General features: G+C 47.5%; 17 protein-coding genes and 1 tRNA gene. 8 read left to right on the forward strand and 10 right to left on the reverse strand.

Annotated elements, in window-relative coordinates; all coding sequences use genetic code 11:
- Nucleotides 1-221: 221 nt before the first annotated feature.
- Nucleotides 222-2621 carry a PAS domain-containing hybrid sensor histidine kinase/response regulator gene (locus ELR70_RS08045; protein ID WP_082353135.1) on the forward strand — a complete coding sequence of 800 codons (2400 nt, stop codon included), beginning with the start codon at nt 222-224 and terminating at the stop codon, nt 2619-2621.
- Nucleotides 2622-2738: 117 nt separating this feature from the next.
- On the opposite strand, the gene ELR70_RS08050 is transcribed toward ELR70_RS08045, so the two are convergent.
- The 3 genes from ELR70_RS08050 to pepA all read right to left on the reverse strand — a co-directional run bounded on the left by ELR70_RS08050 (nt 2739) and on the right by pepA (nt 7714).
- The gene (locus ELR70_RS08050) at nt 2739-5585 is read right to left on the reverse strand and encodes a valine--tRNA ligase (RefSeq protein WP_054014487.1); all 2847 of its coding nucleotides are present in this window, start codon (nt 5583-5585) and stop codon (nt 2739-2741) included.
- Between the two features lie 22 nt (nt 5586-5607).
- Entirely contained in the window at nt 5608-6054 is a 447-nt protein-coding gene (locus tag ELR70_RS08055) for a DNA polymerase III subunit chi (protein WP_046004999.1), read from the reverse strand.
- Nucleotides 6055-6202: 148 nt separating this feature from the next.
- The gene (gene pepA, locus ELR70_RS08060) at nt 6203-7714 is read right to left on the reverse strand and encodes a leucyl aminopeptidase (RefSeq protein WP_054014488.1); all 1512 of its coding nucleotides are present in this window, start codon (nt 7712-7714) and stop codon (nt 6203-6205) included.
- 231 nt (nt 7715-7945) lie between these two features.
- On the opposite strand from pepA, the gene lptF reads away from it, so the two are divergent.
- Entirely contained in the window at nt 7946-9058 is a 1113-nt protein-coding gene (gene lptF, locus ELR70_RS08065) for an LPS export ABC transporter permease LptF (RefSeq protein WP_054014489.1), read from the forward strand.
- Nucleotides 9055-10125, forward strand: coding sequence for an LPS export ABC transporter permease LptG (lptG, locus tag ELR70_RS08070; protein WP_054014490.1), 1071 nt, complete (start codon nt 9055-9057; stop codon nt 10123-10125). The genes lptF and lptG overlap by 4 nt, the downstream gene beginning before the upstream one ends.
- 69 nt (nt 10126-10194) lie before the next feature.
- Here lptG and ELR70_RS08075 read toward each other — a convergent pair whose 3' ends face one another.
- Nucleotides 10195-10692 carry an RDD family protein gene (locus ELR70_RS08075; protein WP_054014491.1) on the reverse strand — a complete coding sequence of 166 codons (498 nt, stop codon included), beginning with the start codon at nt 10690-10692 and terminating at the stop codon, nt 10195-10197.
- 250 nt (nt 10693-10942) lie between these two features.
- Here ELR70_RS08075 and ELR70_RS08080 point away from each other — a divergent pair.
- A tRNA-Leu gene (locus tag ELR70_RS08080) sits at nt 10943-11027 on the forward strand.
- Between the two features lie 283 nt (nt 11028-11310).
- On the opposite strand, the gene ELR70_RS08085 is transcribed toward ELR70_RS08080, so the two are convergent.
- Complete coding sequence (locus ELR70_RS08085) at nt 11311-13059, reverse strand: M12 family metallopeptidase (RefSeq protein ID WP_128064535.1); 1749 nt, start codon at nt 13057-13059, stop codon at nt 11311-11313.
- Between the two features lie 701 nt (nt 13060-13760).
- Between ELR70_RS08085 and ELR70_RS08090 the strand changes: the two genes are divergently transcribed.
- Entirely contained in the window at nt 13761-14150 is a 390-nt protein-coding gene (locus ELR70_RS08090; protein WP_054014493.1) for a DUF6746 family protein, read from the forward strand.
- Nucleotides 14151-14291: 141 nt separating this feature from the next.
- Here ELR70_RS08090 and ELR70_RS08095 read toward each other — a convergent pair whose 3' ends face one another.
- Nucleotides 14292-18152: an ATP-binding protein gene (locus tag ELR70_RS08095; RefSeq protein WP_054014494.1), complete on the reverse strand. Its 3861-nt coding sequence runs from the start codon at nt 18150-18152 to the stop codon at nt 14292-14294.
- A gap of 364 nt (nt 18153-18516) precedes the next feature.
- On the opposite strand from ELR70_RS08095, the gene ELR70_RS08100 reads away from it, so the two are divergent.
- Together ELR70_RS08100 and ELR70_RS08105 are read left to right on the forward strand one after the other, a co-directional pair.
- On the forward strand, nt 18517-20061 hold the full coding sequence (locus ELR70_RS08100) for a hypothetical protein (protein ID WP_054014495.1): 1545 nt from the start codon (nt 18517-18519) through the stop codon (nt 20059-20061).
- A gap of 123 nt (nt 20062-20184) precedes the next feature.
- Nucleotides 20185-20613: a BLUF domain-containing protein gene (locus ELR70_RS08105; RefSeq protein ID WP_054014496.1), complete on the forward strand. Its 429-nt coding sequence runs from the start codon at nt 20185-20187 to the stop codon at nt 20611-20613.
- Between the two features lie 80 nt (nt 20614-20693).
- On the opposite strand, the gene ELR70_RS08110 is transcribed toward ELR70_RS08105, so the two are convergent.
- The 4 genes from ELR70_RS08110 to ELR70_RS08125 form a co-directional block, all read right to left on the reverse strand.
- Complete coding sequence (locus ELR70_RS08110; RefSeq protein ID WP_054014497.1) at nt 20694-20897, reverse strand: hypothetical protein; 204 nt, start codon at nt 20895-20897, stop codon at nt 20694-20696.
- Nucleotides 20898-21216: 319 nt separating this feature from the next.
- Nucleotides 21217-22461, reverse strand: coding sequence for a uracil-xanthine permease family protein (locus tag ELR70_RS08115; RefSeq protein WP_054014498.1), 1245 nt, complete (start codon nt 22459-22461; stop codon nt 21217-21219).
- A 10-nt stretch (nt 22462-22471) separates the two neighbouring features.
- Nucleotides 22472-23101 carry a uracil phosphoribosyltransferase gene (upp, locus tag ELR70_RS08120; RefSeq protein WP_054014499.1) on the reverse strand — a complete coding sequence of 210 codons (630 nt, stop codon included), beginning with the start codon at nt 23099-23101 and terminating at the stop codon, nt 22472-22474.
- A gap of 424 nt (nt 23102-23525) precedes the next feature.
- A complete protein-coding gene (locus ELR70_RS08125) occupies nt 23526-24101 on the reverse strand; it encodes a hypothetical protein (RefSeq protein WP_128064536.1) in 576 nt (191 codons plus the stop codon).
- 120 nt (nt 24102-24221) lie between these two features.
- Between ELR70_RS08125 and ELR70_RS08130 the strand changes: the two genes are divergently transcribed.
- On the forward strand, nt 24222-24626 hold the full coding sequence (locus tag ELR70_RS08130) for a hypothetical protein (RefSeq protein ID WP_054014501.1): 405 nt from the start codon (nt 24222-24224) through the stop codon (nt 24624-24626).
- The last annotated feature ends 124 nt before the right edge of the window (nt 24627-24750 follow it).

Here is a 24750-nt window from a genome sequence, read left to right on the forward strand (position 1 = left end):
TGTCACATTTGAAAATGCAAGGTTGCCATGTTTAATGTGCAGTTAATGGTTTTGGGCGTTACAAGGAAGTAAGTTCTAAAAATGCGGCTATTTGGCTGATTTATGAAAGACTTTTACCTGAACGGCTAGGTGTGTGTTCTAACTCATGCTCAAAAATGCAAACTTTCTAATTCGCTCAATTTCGCCTACATTTTTAACATAAATTCTTTCTTGATTTCAGTATGACCAACTTATCGGATATAAATGGCGTTGATGGAGCGACATATAGTGAAGCAGACTTAACAGCGTTTCCTGCGTCGATGAATGAGGCCGAGCTGCTCAGCTTTCTTAAAGTGTCTATGGAATATGCCGCTGATGAAGTGTTTTGGGTGACGTCTGACTCTAGAATTCTCTATGTGAATAAGGCGGCATGTAAAAAGTTGGGCTATAGCAGAGAAGAGCTGATAGGGATGAGGTTGTGGCACTGGGACCCTTGTTTTTCCCAGCAGCGATGGCCTGCGTTTTGGCAACAGCTTCAGAAAAACAAGCATATTGATTTTGAAACCCAGCATCAGCATAAAACAGGGACATATTTTCCTGTCAGAGTGCGCGGTCACTTGATTGAACAAGGCGGTAACGCTTTTTTGCTGGCATTTGTCTCTGATATTTCTGACATAAAAGCGCGAGAGCATGCGCTTCAAGATAGCAGCGACAAGGTGAAGGTGCTGCTGGAACAAGAAAGGCAGAAGTTTGCAGAGTTTGTAAACCTCGCGCCGGTTGGTATTGCCATCAACTATCTCGAAGATGGGCGGTTCGATTATATCAATGCAGAATTCAGTCGCTTTACGGGCTACAGTGTTGATGAATTGAATCAGATGGATTACTGGCAACTGACTCCCAAAAAATATGCCGAACAGGAGGCGAAACAACTCGCTGATATGGCTGACTCGGGGAGTTATGGGCCATATCAAAAGGAATATATCCATAAACTCGGACATACCTATCCTGTGTTGTTATCGGGTGTTCTGATCACTGATGCGAGCGGTCATGACTTTATCTGGTCTATTGTTCAGGACATCTCAAAGCAAAAAGAAGTTGAAGAGCAGTTACGTGCAGCCAAAGAGAAAGCGGACGTCAGTGCATTCAGAATGCAGTTGGCGAATGACTCGGCCGGGATAGGTGTTTGGGAGTGGGACTTGCTGAGCAATGCTTTGGTATGGGATGACTGGATGTATAAGTTGTACGGTATATCAGAAGAGGCATTCTCAGGCGCTTATGAAGCCTGGGAGAATAGTGTTCACCCTGATGATATTACGTCAGCTAAAACTTTGCTTGAGTCGGCCATCGCAGGCACTGGTTACTATGATACTGAGTTTAGAGTGGTCCACCCAGATGGGCAGATTAGAACAATGAAAGCGACAGCTGAGGTGATCCGAAATGAGCAAAATCAGGCTGTCAAAGTTATAGGCGTTAATTACGATATCACTGAAAAAGTGAACGCCATGAAAACTATGGCAAAAGCCAAACAAGCAGCGGAGAATGCTGTTAAGGCTAAAAGTGATTTTCTTGCCAATATGAGCCATGAGATCCGCACGCCGATGAACGCCATACTGGGTGGGCTGCAGCTTCTGCACCAAGCCAAACTGGAACCTGATTTAAAAGTTATTTTGGATAACGCCGCTTTTTCGGCTCAGAGCTTGTTGACCATTATTAATGATATTTTGGATTACTCTAAGATCGAATCGAACCAGTTAACACTGGAGCAGGTGCCTTTTTCTTTGCTTGATGTGCTGGATTCAGTGAAATATGACCTGGATAGTTTGGTGAGCCGAAAAGGTATTGATCTTCTAGTGACCATTGATGAGTCTTTTGCAGACGGCTGGCTGGGCGATCTGGTCAGGGTCAAGCAAGTATTGCTGAATCTTGTTTCGAATGCTGTGAAATTTACGGATCAGGGCTGTGTTAAAGTCATTGTCAGCTGTATAGAGCACAATCGGCAGCAGGCGTTGTGTATAGATGTAATTGATTCAGGTATCGGGATGAGCCCGGAAGCTCAGCAGCGAATTTTTGAACGTTTCTCTCAGGCTGACAGTTCAACGACACGAAAATATGGTGGTACAGGTTTAGGTATGTCCATTACTTTGAGCCTCGTGAAGTTAATGAATGGTGCGTTGGAGCTAACCAGCCAGGCGGGAAAGGGGACCCAAATCAAAGTTGTATTGCCATTGGCACAAACTGCTCTCAAATCAAACGCGCAACAAAGCGAGTCACTGTCGCCACCAGATATGAAAGGTCGCCACATTCTAGTTGCAGAGGACAACAAGATTAATCAAATGCTCATTAAGGCATTTTTAAAAGGTACACAGGCAACACTCACGATTGTTGAAAATGGCAAGCTGGCGGTTGAGGCGGCAATATGCACCGAGTTTGATTTAATACTAATGGATATTCATATGCCTGAAATGGATGGCAATGAAGCTCAGCGACAGATACACGCTCGTAACCCAGGTATTCCGGTCATTGCACTGACGGCGAATGTGATGACGGAGGATGTGAAAGGCTACCTGGCACAAGGCTTTGTGGCACACGTTGGCAAGCCTATAGATATGAACAGCTTATATCAAGTTCTGGCACGGTTCTGAGTGCCTGAGAAAGAGTGATAATATTATGGTCATTACAAAGAGTTAAAAAAGAAGCCGCTAAGCGGCTTCTTTTTTCATATTTAACCCAGAGCCAGGTAACCGACTCAGGCTAAACCATTACAGGCTCTCGATTTTCGCTTTTTGCTCAAGCAGCTTAGCTTTTGCATCGCTGTACTCGGCCAGTTTGGCTTTTTCTTTGTCGAGTACCGCAGCAGGTGCGTTGTTGACGAACTTTTCGTTCGCCAGCTTTTTCTCGACCTGTGCCAGACCTTTCTCTGCTTTTTCCAGCTGCTTGGCGATACGGGCCATTTCAGCTTCGACGTCAATCAGACCCGCCATTGGGATCATGATCTCCAGGTCGCCGATAAAGGCTGTTGCCGATGCCGGCGCATCGTCTTTGCTTGCTAGTACCTTGATGTCTTCCAGTTTAGCCAGTGAGCTCAAAAATGCCTGGTTGTCGTCAAGACGACGCTGGTCCTGCTCAGATACATTGGCCAGTAACACACCCAGAGGTTTGCTTGGGCTAATGTCCATTTCACCACGGATGTTACGAATAGCCAGAATGAATTGCTTAACCCACTCCAGATCTTCCATCGCCTGCGTGTCTACCTGCGATGCATCAAACTGTGGGAAGCTCTGTAACATAATGGTATTGGCTTCGATACCGGCCAGTGGTGCAACACGCTGCCAGATGGTTTCTGTGATGTAAGGCATCAGTGGGTGCATTACTCGCAGCAGGCCTTCGAGCACAGTGATCAGGGTATGACGTGTACCGCGTTGTTGTGCTTCGTTACCCTTGAACAGAATTGGCTTTGTCAGCTCCAGATACCAGTCACAGAATTGGTTCCAGGTGAACTCATAAATGGTGTTTGCCGCCAGGTCAAAGCGGTAGTTGTCCAGGTGCTCACTGAAGGTTTTTACTGTGTTCTGGAACTGGCCCAAAATCCAGCGATCAGCAAGAGACACCTGCATCTCGCCACCGTTGAAGCCACAATCCTGCTCTTCGGTGTTCATCAGCACGTAACGGCTGGCGTTCCACAGCTTGTTACAGAAGTTACGGTAACCTTCCAGGCGGTTCATGTCCCAGTTGATATCACGACCGGTTGAGGCCATCGCTGCCAGAGTAAAGCGCAGCGCGTCTGTGCCGTGTGCTTCAATACCGTCAGCAAAGGTCTTGCGGGTGTTCTTTTCAATCTTTGCGGCCAGCTGTGGCTGCATCATGTTGCCGGTACGCTTCTGAACCAGGCTTTCCAGATCGATACCATCGATCATGTCCAGTGGATCCAGCACGTTACCTTTGGATTTTGACATCTTGTCGCCATTTTCGTCGCGGATCAGACCGGTCACGTAAACGGTTTTGAATGGTACCTGAGGTTTGCCTTGGTCATCTTTCACAAAATGCAGTGTCATCATGATCATACGGGCAACCCAGAAGAAAATGATGTCGAAACCGGTTACCAGCGTGTCTGACGGGTGGAACATTTTCAGGTCGTCGGTGTTCTCTGGCCAGCCTTGCGTGGAGAAAGTCCACAGGGCAGAAGAGAACCAAGTGTCCAGTACGTCATCGTCCTGGCTCAGAGCCACGTCATCCGCCAGGTTGTTGTCGCGGCGCACTTCGGCTTCGTCGCGGCCAACGTACACATTACCTTCGTTGTCGTACCAGGCCGGAATACGGTGTCCCCACCACAGCTGACGAGAAATACACCAGTCCTGAATATCACGCATCCAGGAGAAGTACATGTTTTCGTACTGTTTAGGCACAAACTGAATGTCACCGTCTTCTACTGCTTTGATTGCCGGCTCAGCCAGTGGTGCAACGCGCACATACCATTGGTCAGTCAGCAGCGGTTCGATGACTACACCAGAGCGGTCGCCGTAAGGCACGGTCAGGCTGTGGTCATCGATTTTTTCCAGCAGGCCGGCTTGCTCAAACTCGTCAACGATCAGTTTACGGGCTTCGAAACGGTCCAGGCCATGGAAGCGCTCAGGCAATGGTGCATCCAGCTCCAGTGGCTTGCCATCAAAAGTGAAGGTTTCGCCTTCGCTTAAGATTGCCGCATCTTTGTTAAAGACGTTGATCATAGGCAGCTGATGACGCTTACCAACTTCGTTATCGTTGAAGTCGTGCGCTGGTGTGATCTTCACACAACCAGTGCCTTTTTCCATGTCTGCGTGTTCGTCGGCAACGATTGGGATACGACGGTTGACGATTGGCAGTAAGATCTCTTTGCCGATCAGGTCCTGATAACGCTCATCATCCGGGTTGACTGCCACACCCGTGTCACCGAGCATGGTTTCCGGACGCGTTGTTGCAACAACTATATAGTCTTTGCCGTCTTTGGTTTTAACACCATCGGCCAGCGGATAACGCAGGTTCCACATGTGGCCCTGCTTGTCTTTGTTTTCTACTTCCAGATCAGAAATCGCAGTGTGCAGTTTCGGATCCCAGTTCACCAGGCGCTTACCGCGGTAGATCAGGTCATCTTTATACAGACGAACAAACACTTCTTTCACCGCTTCTGACAGGCCGTCGTCCATGGTAAAGCGCTCACGATCCCAGTCTACTGACGCGCCAAGGCGACGTAGCTGTTTTGTGATGGTGCCACCTGACTCGTTTTTCCACTGCCAGATGCGGTCGATGAATTCATCGCGGCCCAAATCATGACGGGTTTTGCCTTCTTCGGCTGCCAGTTTACGCTCAACCACCATTTGAGTTGCGATACCAGCATGGTCCGTTCCCACCTGCCATAAAGTATTTTTGCCCTGCATGCGCTGGTAGCGGATCAGGGTGTCCATGATGGTGTCCTGGAAAGCGTGGCCCATGTGCAGGCTACCCGTGACATTCGGTGGCGGGATCATGATCGAATAGGCATCGCCCTGACCTGATGGCTTAAAGTAGCCATTCTCTTCCCAGCCTTGGTACAAAGACTGTTCGATATCTTGCGGATTATAGGTTTTATCCATTACACAGAACCTTAAAAATACTTTAGTTGTCAATTTCTTTGGTTGAAATTTCAGCGCCGAGCTGACGCAGTTGCATGAACCGCTGGCGTGCCGCGTGTTTGGCATTGCTTTCAACCGGCACAAAATCATAGATCTTGTCGAATCGGCGCACAAAATCCGGCAGCTGCTGTGCCAGATTAATTAAAATAGTGCGTCTGCCAACGGGTGGCATTTGGCCGATCTCGACCGGTGCGCCCCCTTTGGGGCCTTCGCCTTGCAGATTATGAGGCACAAAACTGTCGGCCTCAAAACACCACAAGTGCTCGTCAACCGCATGGGCATCTTCAACGCTGTCTACGTAAATAAAGACACGTTGTCCGGCGCGATACAGCTTAGCGGCGCTGCGTGCGGCGAGATCAAAATGAGCCGGTACTGGTTTGCCCGGCTCATTGTCTTGCTTTAATACAAAAAAGCGTGCGTTGATGGTCATGACATGTGGTTTTCTAGCTAGCGAAACGCCCTGTCATAGTGGGTAAGTCTGCATATGACACGGCGTTCAAAATAAAGCCGCATTCTGACACAGAATGCGGCTATCATCAATCAACGTGGAGGGGTGACATGGGATGTCACACCATCAATTAGTCCTGAGGTTGCTCAGTGACGTCCACGCGGTTAAGCAGGTATTGCATTAGCATAGGCACCGGACGGCCGGTTGCGCCTTTGTTAGCACCACTACGCCAGGCTGTACCTGCGATATCCAGGTGTGCCCAGTTGTACTTCTTAGTGAACTTAGACAGGAAGCAGGCTGCGGTGATAGTACCCGCCGGGCGTCCACCCAGGTTCGTGAAGTCGGCAAACGGACTTTTCAGTTGATCCTGATAATCATCCCACAAAGGCAGCTGCCATGCGCGGTCGCCACTTTGCTCTGAGGCTTTTAACAAGTCATGCGCCAATGGGTTGTGGTTCGACAACAAACCCGTTGCATGGTGGCCCAATGCAATAATGCAGGCACCGGTCAGGGTCGCCACATCAACCACGACTTCTGGTTCAAACGCTTCTACATAGGTCAGTGCATCACACAGTACCAGTCGGCCCTCGGCATCGGTATTGAGTACTTCAACCGTCTGACCAGACATAGTGGTCAGGATGTCACCCGGACGATAAGCGTTGCTGCTTGGCATGTTTTCACAGCCAGCCAGTACGCCGATGACGTTGAGTGGCAGTTGCATTTGCACCACGGCACGCATCAGACCCAGTACGCCCGCGGCACCACCCATATCGTATTTCATTTCATCCATGCCTTCGCCTGGCTTGAGGGAAATACCACCGGAATCAAATGTCAGACCTTTGCCAACAAAGACGATAGGCGCTTGCTTTTGCGGAGCGCCATTGTAGTGGATCACCGACATGACAGATTCATTGTCACTACCGCGACCAACAGCCAGATATGAGTGCATACCCAGCTCTTCCATTTCTTTCTCGCCAACCAGGTTAACCGTGACGTTGTCGAACTCATCGGCTAATGCCTGTGCCTGCTCACCTAAATAGCGAGGGTTGCAGATGTTTGGTGGCATGTTTGCCACGTCTTTACATAAAGTAGCACCGGCTGCGATGGCAAGGCCATGCTCTATGGCGCTTTCGCCAATAGGCAGTTCGCGACGTGTTGGTACGTTAAAGACGATTTTACGTAGCGGGCGGCGCGCTTCGCTCTTTTTACTTTTCAGCTGGTTAAAGGTGTAAAGGCTATCCTGAGTGGTTTCGACTGCCTGGCGAACTTTCCAGTATGTATCACGCCCTTTAACGTGTTGTTCAGTCAGGAAGCAGACGGCTTCCATTGAACCTGTGTCGTTTAAGGTGCTGATGGTCTTGGCGATGATCTGTTTGTATTGTTTGTCGTCCAGCTCACGCTCTTTACCACAGCCAACAAGTAGCACACGTTCACTCAATACGTTTGGTACATGGTGAAGTAAAAGCACCTGGCCGGGTTTACCTTCTAGGTCTCCACGGCGCAGCAGGTTAGAAATATACCCTTCGCTGATTTTATCCAGCTGCTCCCCGACGGGTGAAAGGCGGCGTGGTTCGTATACGCCGACAACAATACACGCACTGCGTTGTTTTTCTGGGCTACCACTTTTTACGCTGAATTCCATTGCGACTCCTGAGTCAATGTGCTGTCTTTTTTGAACTTTTTATGCCTCAGCGACTCCATTTCTGAAGGCTGAACTAAAAAACGGCTAATTGACGCGTGCATTTGGCGCTTTAGCCTGTTGCTTTAGTAGGATATTTGGATCCGATGGCATATAATAAAGTGATTAAAATAACCAGTTTACTCAAAATTTCCTACTATTCCAGTGAAATGAGACGTTTTATAGGGGCGGACATTGCTTATTTTTCGATATCTGACTGCTGAGATATTAAAATCTCAGGTCGCCGTTTTTATGACCCTTATGACCATCTTCATCTCGCAGAAGTTTGTCCGGATCCTGGCTGAGGCCTCAGGTGGCAGCATACCGGGAAAACTTGTGATGTCTTTCCTCGCTTTAAACTTACCTAAGCTGGCGGTGTATATCCTGCCATTGAGCTTATTTTTGGGTATTATCCTCGCCTACAGCCGGGTGTATGCCGACAGTGAAATGACAGTGCTTAAAGCCTGCGGCGTTAGTGAGTGGTATGTCGTGCGGGTGACTCTGATATCGAGCGTTGTCATTGCGCTGATGGCGGCCGCGTTGAGTTTATATGTCGCACCCTGGGCAGGTGAAAAAGAAAATCAGTTACGTGAGCAAGCCAATGCTGAATCAGGGCTCAGCCAGATCCGGGCCGGACGGTTTCAGCAAACGGGTAACGAGAAAGCCGTGGTGTTTGTACACAACACCAGTGATCAGGGCAAAGAGCTGAATCGTGTGTTTGTAGCCCAGCTGCCGGATCGTGAATCAAATCAGGCGGCGCGGATTGTATTTGCTCAAAGTGGCCGGGTAGTGGAAGAAGGCACCGGTGAACAGCAATTGGTGCTTAGTGATGGTAAGCGGTTCGAAACCGACGGCTTTAGTCAGGCCCTGAACAAAACCGAATTTAGCAGCTATCAGGTGCAGATCCGCGAACAGGAAATAGAACAGCGGCGCCGTAAACTCGAAGACTTACCCTCGTCCAGTTTGTTGCAAATGGGGACGCCAGAGGCCATCGCTCAGTTTCAGCTGAGATTATCTGTACCCATCTCGATTATTTTGCTGACCTTATTGGCGGTACCGCTCAGTGTGGTGAACCCCAGACAGGGCAAGTTTGCCAAACTGGTGCCAGCTATTTGTATTTATCTTGGCTATTTTATTATGCTCAATGCGGGTAAATACCTGGTGGCTGAAGGCAAAGTACCGACCTCGGTAGGACTGTGGTGGATCCACTTATGTGTGTTGTTTATAGGTGCTTACTTGATTGCTAAAGGCCGGCCTTTTGGCGTTTGGGTGCGCTCCATGCTGTTAAAACGGGAGCCACAACAATGATGAAAACGCTGGACTGGTATCTTGGACGCAGCATTTTGCAAACCACAGGCTTTGCGCTGCTGGTGTTTGTGGGCATCAATACCTTAATCAAATTTATTGAGCAATTGCGTTCAGTTGGTCGTGGTACCTACGAAGTGATGGACGCCTTGTTGTTCACTTTGTACAGCATGCCCAGTGATATTGTGGTGTTTTTCCCGATGGCAGCCTTGATTGGTGGCCTGACCGGGTTGGGCGCGTTGGCCTCAAGTAGTGAACTGGTGGTAATGCAGGCGGCGGGTATGTCGCGGTTGCAGATCATCGGCTCAGTGATGAAGTCGGCCATAGTGCTGGCGCTGTGTATGATGGCGCTGGGCGAGTGGGGCGCACCACAGGCTGAGCAAACCGCTAAGCAATTGCGTAATCAGGCGATTAATGGCGGTGAGGTATTTGAAGCGCAGCAGGGCGTATGGGCCAAAGATGGCAGTAATTTTATCAATATTGCTAATATCGAGAAGTCCGGCAACCTGCAAAATATCAATATTTATCATTTCGATGATGACCTGAACCTGCTGAAAATCACTCGGGCTAAGTCGGGTACAGCAACGGACGAGGGCTGGCAGTTACGAGCCGTTGAAGAAGTGCTCATCGAGCAAGAGCAGATCCGTACAGAGTACGCACAAACGCTCGTTTATGCATCTCAGCTGACACTGGACCGACTGGATGTGGCTTCGGTCGAGCCAGATGCATTATCGTTTTCTGGTCTGTGGTCGTATTTACAGTATCTGGAGCAAAATGAGCAGGATACCAGTAACTATGAACTGGCGCTGTGGCGCAAAGTTATGCAGCCGCTGACTATTGCTGTGATGCTGCTGGTTGCACTGTCCTTTATTTTTGGACCACTACGCTCGGTGAGCATGGGCGCACGTATTATCATGGGGGTGATCACCGGACTCATCTTCCATTTGAGCAATGAGATTTTTGGTCCAATCGTGATGGTTTACGAGATCCCTCCTGTGGTGGGGGCGGTGATGCCCAGCGTGTTGTTTACCGCAACGGCATTTTACTTGTTAAACCGACAGCGCGGTTAGCAAATTGGTATGAACACAAAAAAGCCTGACTGAGTCAGGCTTTTTTGTCGCTATTTTGAGCGAAGCAGGCTAGTCCAGGCTATCGTAAATACGTTTATTTTCTTCTTTACTTAACACCACGACTTCGGTGCCACAGATCATGTCTTGTAGTGCACGTTTATGTTTAAAATCGACCAGAACCAGCAGATTTCCCAGTCCCAGCAGTGCACACAATGCCCTTGCACTGGCTCTTGGCCAGCTGAGCAACTCGCCATCTGGGGTTTGCACTTTCAGTCGCCAGGCGCGCATGCCTATGGTCTGGCCGCTCTTAGTCCAAAAGTAAGCAAAAAACAGTACTGAGACGGCAATCAACACAAAACCACGGAAAAATGACAACAGAGGAGAAGCCTGGATCAGTGCTGAAACGTCTTCATGGCTGCCTTGTGAGAGCCAGCCTGCCGAGATAAAGCCTTCAATCACCAATAAAAAAACCACCATTGATAGCATTGCAAATGCAATCACGACCAGACCATCGTAGATCAGAGATGCAAGACGACGGGTTAAGCCCGCACGGGGAAACGAAGCCATGTAGTTCACTCATTAAAGTCGAAATATGGCTTATTCTACCTGATTTTTAATCTAACACTAAAAAACCCGACTAGTTTTCAGCAGTTGTTCATTTACCAAGCACTTGAACGACGTTTTGTAAAAAACGCTTGCTACCCTCCCTCCAATTTGTATAATGCTGGGCATAGAGACGAGGGCATATAAAAAAAAGCCTAAGCTCAAAGTGGTTTTTCTTTATTTTCTCTCAGTTAGAAGATAAAAGAAAAATTATGCCAGTGTGATGGAATTGGTAGACATGACGGATTCAAAATCCGTTGCCTTCGGGCGTGGCGGTTCAAGTCCGCCCACTGGTACCACTTTTTATAACCCAGCTTTTTAGCTGGGTTTTTTTATGTCTGAAATTCAAGTAATCATCTTGAAGTAAAGTGGAGTCGGACTTGAGCCGCACGCCGGGCGTGGCGCTGATGTCAGTTAAGAGTCCGCCCACTGGACCCACTTTTTATAACCCAGCTTATTAGCTGGGTTTTTTTATGCCTCAGTTTTGATATTTTATGGTGTGAAGTCTGACTTGATCAGAACTCACAGCGTCTGAACAAAGCCGCTGTGAGTAAAGAGCAAAAGGGTATTAAAAGTCCAGATTTACATGTACTGTTTTGGTTGCCGTCGGTCCGCATCCGTTGCTGTTACACGGGTAATTGAAACCTGATAATCCCCACTTTCGACCCACCTAGTGTAAAACTGCGCTACTCTGCCCGCATAATTGCCATATGAGTAACTAACAGTGCCTGAATAAGATACCCCATGCCCAGATACCTGGTATTTGTATGCAGTTGCCCGATTTACTAGCCTAAACTCAAACTCAGTTTCATCATTAAACTCTGCCCAGGCAGGGCTGAGGATCACAGGCGCCTCAGATGGTTTACTTTCTCCGGACACTGTGTGTCTGTGTACAATGGTTTCCTCATCGCTACATCCGCGTGCGTTACATGCCTTTATATCGTAGGTGTAGACACCGGAAGACAGACTTTCTGTGAATGACTCACCTGTAAATTTTCCCAGATAGCTATTATCACGATACACTTCGACATATTGCACTTGTGCTTCTTTTTTCCAGCGAACGGTGAATTTTGAGTCTCCAGGGATGCCATCATCAATGTAAGGCTCTGGTATACGGGTGTATTGCAATACTGAGAATGTTTGCTCTGCGGATTCGTTAGAGCACATGCTCCCATTCCAGCAGGCTTCTACGGTGAAATGATAGCGGTAGCCATTCTTTCTTGCCGGTGCATCGCTACCAAAATCCAGAGCAAACCAATCTTGCCAGTACTCGGATGCATCTACGTGGTAGTATTTTCGTTCTCCTAAATCTAAACGACCGTTTCCATTGATATCGGTAAACTCTTCTGATGTTTCATTAATCCGAAAGAAATCAGGATAATTATGTACCTGTTTCCAGATAAGTGGAAAACTGAGGTGTGAGAGTTCTTTGTGTTTTGGGCCATTCAAGGTTGGTGTTTGTGAGCGATGGCGGCCATAGCCATGGCGTAATGACTTTAAGTCCCCTTGCGATAAACGAGTTCCGCCCAGTTGCTCAATCGTTTCACCTGTATCCAGGTTTTTATAACGAAATACCTTACCTGAAGCGTCAGAGGTGCAGCCTGTTCTATCGCTATTGTGATAGTGCATAATGGATTGATAGTCGTATGGTTGCGTACGTGAAACCAGCGATGAAGTCTCAAATGCGCTTCGCAGCGCACAGGGAACGAATTCTTCGTTCACGGTCAAAGAGAAGCGCTCTGTCCCTCGCTGATGATAATCACGATCTGTACGCTGATGCTCATGCCGATACCCTAGTATATGTAGTAGTTCATGGATGGCCACATCAATACCACAGTAGCTTGGGATCCATGCTTGGCGTCTGCCTCCATTGCCAAACCCTATGTTTGCAGAGCAGATTTTGGCTTTCTCACTTTCTTCGTTTAATGCATAGCCATAAATATTTAGGTAGTCAGTATGGCTTGATGTTTTCTGAATGAAGTTGACACGAGAAGCTCGCTCTAGGGTTTCTATTGCTTTTAAAATGTCTTTTTCGTGCTGGCTGCCCCGGGTAACACCTATTAGCTGAAATGGGACGATTTCCTTTGGCCAGCCAACAGCATTATCTAAGCCAGGCGTATTTGTATAGCGGGTCGATGAGAATGTTTGCTGTTGCATTACACTGTCAAAAACCATGTCTCCTTCTACCTGATACTCAGGTTGAAACATGGCAATATTGGCAGCAGAGTTGAGCGGAGCTGATGAGGTTTCAGTTAATGATGCTGTTGTTGCCCCCGCGATAGTGGGGATAGCCGCAGCACCAAAGAAAAGGTATTTTATTGTTGAAAACATTTTTATAGTTAACCTTATAATTAAGTATGTTTGTAGTGAAATCGTTTTTATTGAGTCGGTTAATTGGAGCTTATTTATACCCTTACGTGGCTTACGAAAAAGGGGCTTTGTTTGCTTTCTATTCAGTAATAGCTTTGGCCCTCCTGGCTATATTTGACAAAATGGAGTCATCAACATTGCTCTGAACTACTCTGCATATTTTGCTGTGAGTCCATGCGTGTGTGACGAGCCATAGCCTAGTTTTTCAGTGTGAAGTAATTACTAAGTTTTTATTTTTAATGTATTAAATAGTTTGTTTGTCTTTGTACGGTTAGCAGTTAATTCGAATACTTTTTGTATGTTGTAGATAGCGATTTAATGAGCGCTTACGCATTGAAACGAGTGTGTTGCCCGAAGGGAAACGACGAAAATACAGTACACAGCAAAATTTTTGCTCGTGACAAACGTCTAATTCTGATAGAGCAAAGTAATCTTTGAATTGCCTGGTGCACTATTTACATCATATCTCCCTAAATGCGGCGTGTTTCGTGCCGGGATTGTTGATGGTCTTAGACATTAATTTAGGTGCCGAGGTACAATATCAACATGACAATAAGGCGGGGGAGTGAGCCATTCTCGTTTTTGTCGGTTGGGGAGTGTTTTAGCCCAAGTCAATCAAAGCCGCTTTGTAGACCCTTATATTTCAACGCTAGAGAGATTAAATGAAAACGTTAATTGTATTGCTTATGACCGCTGTGGTTGCTTTTTCAGCCCATGCAGATGAAAAGTCCATTCAGCACCTTAAGGTCGCGGATGTAACGTCGGTTGAGGATGCGAGAAAGATTTTTATTGAAAAAACCTCAGAGATTAGAAGCAAAAGAGACCTGGATGCGGCCGAGCTTCAGGATATCCATGTTATCACTTACACACTTGAGAAAAGTGTTGAGTTTTTCACGCTTAACCTGATTGGTGACAAGAAAAAGCTGGCTGAAGACATTGCCGTTGTGGTTGAAGATATCCACATTAATTCAGAAAGAAACCGTAAAGAAGAAACACAAAAGCACTTAAACCAGTACTTTGTGCTGGCAGATAAATTCATCAAGAGTTTTTAATTTAACACCTCTCATTGAATTATCTCTTGGGTGCGAGCCGTTGCAAATGGCTCGCACTCACCCTCCCTGAGTTTCTAAGGTCCGCTAACCTGAACCTTGGTTGTTTTGTATAAATGGCAAGATGCTGGCGTTTCCATTGGGCTAAAACTCGGTCAAATTACCCGACTGGTTATCCGCTTTACCGGACTGCGACTTTGCATATTGCTTCGCCGTCATACCAAATTGCTTTTTAAAGCAGGCACTGAAATATGAAGGTGAATTAAAGCCACAGTGTTCAGCGGTTTGAGCTATGTTGTGCCCGGCAAGTAACTGTGGCAGAGCCTGATACAAGCGGTATTGACGCAGATATTCGTTAGCACCGATAGACGTCACGGACGTTAATTTACGATGCAGCTGACGCTCGCTCAGGGCCATTTCGCTGGCGACCATAGAGACGGTTAGTGTTGGATCACTGAACAGAGTCGCCAGCACAGATTCCAGTTTATCTAAAAATGCGAGCGTGGCGGGGTTATTGGCAAACTGTTGCTTCGGGGTTTCAGGTGCTTGTATCAGGCGCTTAGTGGCAGGCATAAGTTGCGCTTGCAACTGAGCTTGCGTTGCTTCTATCAGTTTGAAGGTATTGCGTATTTTTAATTTAAATGCGTCCAGATTAAAGGGTTTAGTGAGGTAATCATCCGCTTGTAGTGTAAGTCCTTTAAGGTGTTTCTCTTCATTCAGGTTCGCAGTGACTAACATCAACGGAATATGAGCGGTTAAAGGGTCGGATTTTAGCGCTTGTGTGAGCGCAAAGCCGTCCATGACTGGCATCATGACATCTGAGATGACCATATCCGGTAAGTGGGTACGAGCCAATGCTAATCCCGCTTCACCATCACTGGCTGTGAGCACCTGGTAGTCAGGAGCCAGTACAGTACGTAAAAACTCAAGCATATCGGGCGTGTCATCGATTAACAAAATACATTGAGCCTTATCTGGCGGCACCTGCAGGGGGGCGGCTTCAACGCTTGCGTGAGTCTGAGTATGTGCTTTGGTAAGGGGCAAGCTCACGGTAAAACAAGTGCCTTTACCAGGTGCAGACTCAAGCTGGATCTGACCACTGAGCTGATCGACTATGTCTTTGACCCGGCTCAGACCCAACCCCAGCCCAGAGCTAAATTCATGACCCGCCTTGGTTCGGTACTCGGGTTGAAAAATACGCTCATGATGCTCTGGTGCGATGCCAATCCCCTGATCCGATACACTGAGCATCATATGCTGCGTTAAATGATCCGTTTCCAGAGAAAGGCGGATTTCGCCGCCCTCATAACTGTATTTAATAGCATTACTGAGCAGGTTACTGATAAGCTGCTGCAGTTGATCTGGCGGTGCGCTCACCATTAACCCAGGTTCTATTTGTGTATTGCAGCTAAGAGACCTGTCGGTTAATAAAGGCGTGAAAGCGCTGAGCTGCTCTTGCAGCAACGCAGAGATATCCTCAGCTTGCCATTTATCTTGTGTGACAGGCTCTGCCTGTGAGTTGTTCGATGAAATGAACATGAGGTGTTCGATGAGCACTTTGAGTCGTTTGGTGTTACTGATCACCAGATTGGCCATCTGGGTTCTCTGGTGTTCATCGGTACTATTGCGCAATTGCTCTGCCGGGCCCTGAATTAAAGTAACGGGTGTCATCAGTTCATGAGATAAGGTTTTGAGCAGGGCTGTGCGTTGAGTTTGTGCGGCCTCAAGTTGGCTGTTTTGCATTTGCATTGTATGCGTGTGGGCACGAATTGTATCTTGCAGTTGTTGTTGCCGACGCTTCAGTGCAGAGACTCTGATGCGATAGGCGCAATAAATCAGCAAAGTTGTTAGCAGAACATAGCTGGTCTTTGCCAGTGTTGAAGCATACCAAGGTGTGCGTACTGTAAAATGTAATTCAGAGACTTGTTCAGACCAATTACCCTGATTGTCGGTGGCTTTTAGTCGCAGGGTATAATCTCCCCAGGGCAAGCGTGGGATCATCAAGGTATGCTCATTACCCAGTTCGACCCAGGTATCAGCCACGCCAGACAGCTGATAGCGAAACTTTTGTTTGATGTTATTGATCAGATCGCCATTGGCCAGACGCAGACGCAGGCTTGCATGCTGAGGGTCAATGGCTGGCACAGAGCGGGTATTGTAATAGTGTTGCTGTTCTCCATGAGGCGCCGTGATTGTCAGGACGCTGATCTGAGGGCGTGGGTCTACCCGCTTTAGTTTATCCGGATTCAGGCGCGTTATTCCTTCTGTGGATGCGAACCAAATGTATCCGTCAGAGTGGGTTGCAGTGCCTTCCAGGTAGCCCTTCCTGAACAACCCGTCGCCATGGTTATAAAATGCCACTGCAGCAGAGTTATTTTGCCAATGCCACACTCCCTGTCCCGTTGAAATCCACACTGTGTGTTTATCGTCAAAAGCGACACTGGTTGCTTTCAGTCGATTTAGTGGTTCGGGTAAGTCCTGCCAGCGTTGCTGCTCAGAATGATAAAGACGCAAGCCGCGGTCGGTTTGCACCCAAATCCTACCATCGGGTGCCGGCGTGACTGAATATGTTGCTGTAAAAGGCTGACTGGCAGAGCCCGGAATGGCTTTAAACTGTTCAGAGCTGAGTGAATACATCTGCAACCCCAAATCGGTTGCCAGCCAGAGCCTGTCTTGTTGTTTTGCCAAGTGGTGAAGCTGGTTGCTCAGTAGCGGGCTATTTTTGCTGGTGAAGTGGGTGATAGCCTGGGTATCCGGATCAAATCGACTCAGGCCATCAAAGCTGTGTGCCAGCCACAGTGCCCCATCGTCGGATTGCACCAGAGTGTTGATTGCTTCTGGAATATTGTGGTCTGCCAGATTATAGCGGGCATTGACCTGGGCATTTTCAGGGGTCACCACCAGTAGTTCGTGATACATAGCGGCCCACAGGCGCCCGTCTTGTGCCGGTGTCATTGCCTGGGCAGAGTGACTTTCCGAGGACATACAACGTATAAACTGACCGCTTAATGTGTACTGACACAGGCCTGCAAGTTGATCTGCAAGCCAGAGGTAACCCTTGAACTGTGTCAGTTGATTAATTTCATATTTGCCTGTTTCGCTGGGGTGAGAAAACCCAAAGTTGCTGACAGCACTGTGATTAACAGATTCAATAATCACGCCTTCGTTAAAGGTGCCATAAATGCGCAGGCTGTTGTCTTTGTATAAAGATAAAAGGGGAGGATATGACTGTAAGTGAGTCGTTACTCCATCAATAAGAGAGAGTAGTCCAGTATTCAAAGACGCGGCGTGTATTTTTCCTTTCTCTTTATATAAGTCAAAAACATAACCAACCGTATCGAACTCATTGGGATCCCGATAGGTGAGCTCAACCTTATTCTGGATCTGATTATACACACCCAGGCCAAGCCCATGCATGGCCACCCAGACCTGACCGTCTTCGACAGTCCAGAGTTTATCGGCTATAACGGACTCTGGGGGTGGCAAAGTGACGGGGGTAGCCTCGCCACTGGTCGGATCAAATAAATACAAGCCGCGTGTGGTTGCGAGCATCAGTGCTTGCTCTGATGCCTTTGCAATCGAGAGGATCTTAAAGCGCTGCACCACGTTGTTTATATGAGTCTTGACTGGGAGTAGTGCGTCTTTGCTCACCATGTACAGGCCATCGGCAGCGCCTGCCCAGAGTCGATTGTCTTTAGCCTGGAACAGGGCATAGATGTTCAGTGGTTCAGTGCGTCCTGTGATGCTAAGGGCGCGAAAGTATTCTGAGTTTGGCCCACGCACTTCGAGCCCCTGTTTGCCAGCAATCCAGAGGTTATCTTGTGCATCAATCAGGATATCTCTGATCCACAATGAGTTGCTGAGCGTCGGAGTGTGGTCATGCGAAAAAACCTCAATGGAAGCGCCATCGTAACGCGCCAGTCCCTTGTCGGTAGCAAACCAGACAAAGCCTTTATGATCCCGCTCAATATCAAATATACGGTTGCTTGGTAAACCATCTGCCACGGTTAATGTCGTGTAGGTGGTTGCTAGTACGCAAAAACTAAGTTGCAACATTAATAGAAGAGTAATGAGTCGAAGTAAAGTGGATTGTAAGGCGAATCTCATTTTTCAAGTCTTTGTTATTGTTTGTTATATTTTCTGTGAGGGACGTTTTATCCGAGCTTAAGTGGGCTATCATAGCCCGCGAGCAGACAAAAACAAACTGCCAGTTTTCAAGTAAATGGCTGGAAATTACCTAAATATGTCTGATTTCAGATACAGAGTAAGGCCGCTGGCAAGGTACAATTTGCGCCATCATCAATCCTGATGCGATGTTTAATCGAGTGTTCCGCGTATCAGGCTAAGCAGTACGAAGGAAGCAACAATTATGAATAAAAAACAACTTAGCTCACTCAGTTTACTGGCCTTATGTATCGGCACCCTCTTTGGGTGTGGAGGTGGCTCAGATAACCACCTTAACCAGTCTGTTTCTAGCGATGTGGCGGATAAGAGTACGTCATCGCAAAGCAATAATAATACACAGAATAACTCTGATACCGGTTCGGATGATGCCAATCAGGTTGCGGGTGATGAGAATAAGTATAGCCAGCGTGGACGGGTGATTGATGGCTATGTGTCAGGAGCCAAGGTTTGGCTGGATCTGAATAACAACGGCTTGCATGATGTTGATGAGCCCAGCGCGCGCTCGACAGATCAGGGAAGCTATTTGCTCGAACTCTCAGCGGCGCAAAGACAATGTAGTGTGTATGTGCCCACTTACGTTGATGTGCCTGTAGGTGCAGTTGATGAGGATTTGGGCGAAGTAACCAAGGCCTATCAACTGATATTACCTCCCTCTCTGGAGGCCATTGAAGATGATCGCATAGCGGCGCATGTCACGCCACTGACAACGCTATTGTGGCAGTCACTGAGTGAGTCTGAGACTTTCAAAGGAAAAAGTTGCGCACAGTTGCAACAGGAGCCCAGATTGTTAAGCGAGCTGCTGAGTATCTTACGTCAAACCACAGGCGAAGTAATTGCACATTACAACATTTCTGAACAACAGCTGTTCAGTGATTACATTGCGAATCAGGACGAACAGGCAAAGCAGCTAGCAGAGCGAATTGTATTCGGGCTCCAGGCAAGTCTGAAAAAGCGCCTTGAATTAGCTGAGCAATACCCGGATGCGCATGAGATCCGAGTCGTTCACTATCAAAAAACGCCTCTGGCAGAGCCAGGTAGCAACCAGCTCTGGTATCGCGACATTGTTATATTTGGCAAAGATAACAACACGTTTTTCAATGAAAGGGCTCAGATGGATGATTCGCTGCAGAGTGTGGTATTTGTGGAATATCTGCGCAATACCTCTCATCAGCCTTGGGGAACGCTTGGCCGATATAGCGAGGAAGTGGATCTAATCAAAGAAAATGGCAGTGATTTTGGTAAATGTGTCTACAAAGAGGCGGTTTCAGTTTCACTGGATGGCACTAATTATGAGTTATCAAATTCTATGGAACGCAAACGCGACAATGAAGTGCAAAGCTGCGACTGGCAACAGGACTTTAGTGCGCGGGCTGAACGTTTGCTGTCGATCACATACGGCACAGAGCTGGTAAAAAAATACACTCAGATTGAACAGCGAGACGGGATGCTTGAGGGACTGAGTGATTGGCATTCTCTGGCAAATAAGCACTCAGTGCTGGTACCGCAAGAGTTGGCTGACTACTTTGTTGCCAGTGGCTATGAATTAGAAAAGACACTGACCCTGCCAGCTTTTGGCTGGTACAAGCGGATGACGGATGATAGCGGCGAGTACCGGGTAGTGACAGAGCGATTTGCGGACACAGACTGGCTTAAAACCACGTATCAAAGCGATGGCACTTACACAAAACAATGTAGTGAAGATGGCATAACCTGGGGATCCTGCCAGTGATAATTGTGTTTACGCTCTGGGTGCAAAATAAGTAATTCCACGCCCTCTTGAATTTGATTGATTTGTTTTGCGCAATAACCGCGTTCAACTATGCTTATCATCAGACAGAACAAGGGGGTTGTGATGGCTTTAGTTGAGCTTATTTATGTCAGTACTGTTACTGCGCCTTTGTCGGACGAGCAGCTGATAGAGTTAAACCGTTACTGTAAAAGTACCAATCAACTCATGGGTATTTCCGGTATGCTGCTGTACGACGGTCATCATTTTATGCAAGTGATTGAAGGCGAGAGAGATCATGTTGAGCGCTTGTATAAAAAAATCCAGCAGGATTCGAGGCATACAGGTGTCGCTGCGCTGATTGTGAATGATATTACCAAGCGTAATTTTGCGCGTTGGTCCATGGGGGTCATTGATCTGTCAAAGCATGCGAGCTATCGCAAGGTGAAAAACTTGCGTCCACACAGGCGCCTGCCTTTGAGTTATAAGCTACTTAAATCGTTTCGGGATCATGAAATGGAGTTCGATGAGCGAGTTCGCAAGTCATTTGGTTAGTATTTGGTTGGTATGGGGCAGGTCTTTTTTAAGTGGGGCTTAATTGACTATGCAAGGTTAAGCCTCTTTAAAAAATCAGGTTAGCGATTGCGGTTAAGAAAACGCTCTACGTTAGCAAAAAGTTTGTTACATTTATCAAGCTGACTTTGATACTCGGATGTACCTTCATTTAATGATGCAAGGCTCTCTTTTTCCTGGCGATATTCGTTTACCATTTTTTCGAGCTTTTCTTCAAAACTTACTTTTCGCCCTTTATTGGCAGTCTTTTTGGCCTGTTTTCGCATACTAAATCTCAAATCTATATAAAGTGTTTGTGAGAAAGGTGTGCCTGTAAAATTGATAATGCTGTGATAACTATTAACTTTTTAGGCCAGTTTTCTATATGGGGAGTTCACAAATAAGTGAAGTGGTTTTCTGTTTTTATGTTGTGTAGCGAGAATTTAAGAGATATGTGTTTTGCACAACATATCTCTTTATCATTACACTAAGCTGCAGTGACGTTGGCAGCTTGTGGGCCTTTGGGGCCATTTATTTTATTTCTGGATTTTAAAATGCTCAGCACTGTATTTTATTGCAATATACTGAGCATTATTATTCACTTAGTTAAGACTCTTGCTTGGGATTGGGTAGCAGTAAGTTAAGCACTATGCCTAAAATGGCACACAGGCTCACTCCTTGTAGGCTAAACTCGGTGCTGCCAAGCTGCATACCGCCAATACCGAACACCAGGATCAGCGCGATGATACTCAGGTTACGTGGTGCACTGAGGTCAGTCTCTGACTTAACCAGAGTATTTAAGCCAACCACAGCAATGGAGCCAAACAACAGGGTCATGATACCGCCCATAACAGGAGTGGGAATGGTCTGTAACCCTGCCCCCATTTTGCCAACAAATGCCAGTACAATCGCAATGACAGCGGTCCAGGTCATCACCTGAGGGTTGAAGTTGCGCGTAAGCATCACAGCCCCGGTGACTTCTGAATAGGTGGTATTGGGTGGACCGCCAAACAAAGAGGCTGTTGAAGTTGCCAGACCATCTCCGAGCAAAGTGCGGTGCAGGCCGGGTTTTTCCAGGTAGTCTTTACCGGTTACGTTACTGATAGCCATCATATCGCCAATGTGTTCAATGGCCGGCGCAATTGCTACGGGTACCATAAACAAAATGGCAGACCAGTAAAACTCCGGCCAGACAAACGCAGGGACGGCTAGCCAGCTGGCATTGGTCACAGCATCAAACTGCACTATGCCGTAAAACAGCGACAAGGCATAGCCGGTGATAATCCCTGCCAGAATCGGGATGAGACGAAAAATCCCTTTGGCTGTGACGGCAACCACTAAGGTAACAATGAGTGACAATAAAGAAATGACTAAAGCCTGTTCATAGGCAACCAGCTGAATGCTGCCATCACCACTTTTACCCATGGCCATATTAACGGCGACGGGTGCCAGCGCGAGGCCGATCACCATGATTACGGGACCTACGACGACAGGGGGTAAAATCTTATGAAGAATATCAGCCCCTTTAAAGCGTACCAGCAAGCTCAGTAAAATATAGGCAAACCCGGCAGCCATGAGCCCACCCATAGTCGCGGGGATCCCCCATACCTGCACGCTGGCGATGATGGGCGCGATAAAAGCAAAGGAAGAGGCCAGAAAAACCGGCACCTGGCCGCGCGTCACAAACTGAAAAACCAAAGTGCCCAGGCCTGCGGTAAACAGCGCCACATTGGGGTCCAGACCGGTCAGTAGTGGCACCAGTACCAGCGCACCAAAGGCGACAAACAGCATCTGGGCACCGCTGACAATGGTTTTAAGCGATGTGAAAGAAGTCATTGATGTGTTGGACATTCAGCGTGTCCTACACCGTGCCAAAGATTTTATCACCAGCATCACCCAGGCCAGGCACTATGTAGCCTTTTTCATTCAGGTGACTGTCCAGTGAAGCGGTGAAAATTTCTACATCCGGGTGGGCCTCCAGAGTTTTGTCTACTCCTTCAGGTGCTGCAACCAGCACAATGATTTTGATTTCTTTACAGCCGGCTTTCTTTAGCATGTCGATGGTCGCGATCATAGAGCCGCCAGTGGCCAGCATTGGGTCGATCACCAGGCTCATGCGCTCTTCAATATTACCAACCAGCTTCTCAAAATAAGGCACAGGTTCGAGCGTTTCTTCGTTACGTTGCAGGCCGACCACACTCACCTTAGCGCTTGGGATTAACTGCATAACGCCTTCCATCATGCCCAGACCGGCGCGCAGGATTGGTACAACGGTGATTTTCTTACCTTTGATGTGTTGAACTGTCAGGTCATCACCTTGCCAGCCCTTGATGGTGATATCTTCTAATGGAATGTCCTTTGTTGCTTCATAGGTCAGCAGGGTACCCACTTCCTGACATAACTCGCGAAAGCTCTTAGTGCTGATCCCATGCTCACGCATCAGGCCAAGTTTATGCTGTACAAGGGGGTGTTTGATTACATGAATGCTCATTGAAAAGATACTCCAGATAAAATTTATCGCTATTTTAGCTTAGCTCTTCAAGAATTACCCTGAGATAACGCAAATAATTTATTCAATGAGTTAGGTGTAGTTTACACGACTAACCATGATACTGTCCGCAGCGTTGCACAGGCTCAATGTGATGGTAACGGCAGAGGTACTGATTGAGCGGGCGCCGGTGGTAACGTGAGGGAGATTACACGTCGTTGCGATAGTCTGTGGCGCTGTTGCAGGTAGCCAAAGTGTTTGCGCAGTAACTGTGCTTGCAAGCCGCTATCGCGTGCCTGTTCCAATGCGCGTGTGAGAATAGAGATATGGGCTTTGTTATCGGGATGCAGGTAAAAATGAAAGTCCAGTGGGTAACTCAATACTAAGTGAGGCTCTATGATCAGACCATTGCCCAGGGTATAGTCATCTATTTCGTTGAGCCCCGAGAAAAGTAATCAAAGCCTCGGTTACCGTCTGTGAGCATTCGTAAAATGGTGGTATGGTCACTGGCAATTTCAACATAGGGCAGGTGGTTTGCTTGCCAGATTTGGACGTCGTACCAGCCTGGCGCAAAGACACCGACCAGTTTGCTATCTCGTAAGGCGTCCAGCGATGCCACAGTGTCAAAACGTGGCTGATTGCGCTGATGAATAAGTAACAGCCGTTTGCCTATCAGACCCTGAGTAAGCGGCACTGCTATTTTATGAAAAGTGGCATCACGTTGTGGTGTCGCCAGGCGCATGATCATCGTGATCTTGCCACTATGTAGCAATCGTGATTCACGCTTGTATAAGGGATTAGGTGTCATGGTGAGAGTCAGGTTGTAGCCCAGTTCATAAAGTGACACATGGAGTAGTTCGCTCAGGTACTTCTGTAATTTGACCTGCCGTACCGGCAAGGTTATTTGCAATTCTGGCTTTGCCTGCTGGGTGGTTTGTGCAACGACATAAGGGCTGAACTGCACGAGTAATACCAGATAAAAAAAGTGTTTTACTACCCACACAAGCCCACTACCATTGAAGTCACAACACTGAGAGTATAGGCAATTTAAAGCGGATGTTATGCCAATGCTTTTCTTTTTTGTCGTTTATGTGAGAATTCATAGCGATAATCTGAGGACCCTATGAGCAAAATCACCGCCACATTACTGATGATAGCCGCTTTGCTTGCCTTTATTGTACAAGGCATGGCGAATGCTGTAATGGCGTGTGAAGCACATATGCAGGGTCACGACATGCACACCACGATGCAGTATCAGCATGATACGGCGACGGTTGAAGCAACGGATTCCTCTGTCCAATCCAAGCATGACCACACTATGATGAGCCACACGCAGCAGCAAATGGACTGCTGTGATGATGACAGTGACTGTGTGTGTCCAACTCACGCTTGCGGTAGTGCACAGCTGCTGACAGTTGCTGAATTCAGCTTATTTACTCAGCTTGGGTACTCTGCTGCTTTAGGGCTGGGCGACCAGCTACCTATCTCTGTGGCAAACTCTCTGTACCGCCCACCCATATTTGCCTGACCCAGGTGAAGTGCGTCTGAAATTTGGCGCCTGACCTGTCAATCCAACTTCTTATGATGATTTCACTGCACGTTGCAGTGTGATGTTTACATGATTCTGACCTGCTTTCTTTATTTGAATGGAC

The organism is Pseudoalteromonas sp. R3 (genome assembly GCF_004014715.1).
Lineage (GTDB): Bacteria > Pseudomonadota > Gammaproteobacteria > Enterobacterales > Alteromonadaceae > Pseudoalteromonas.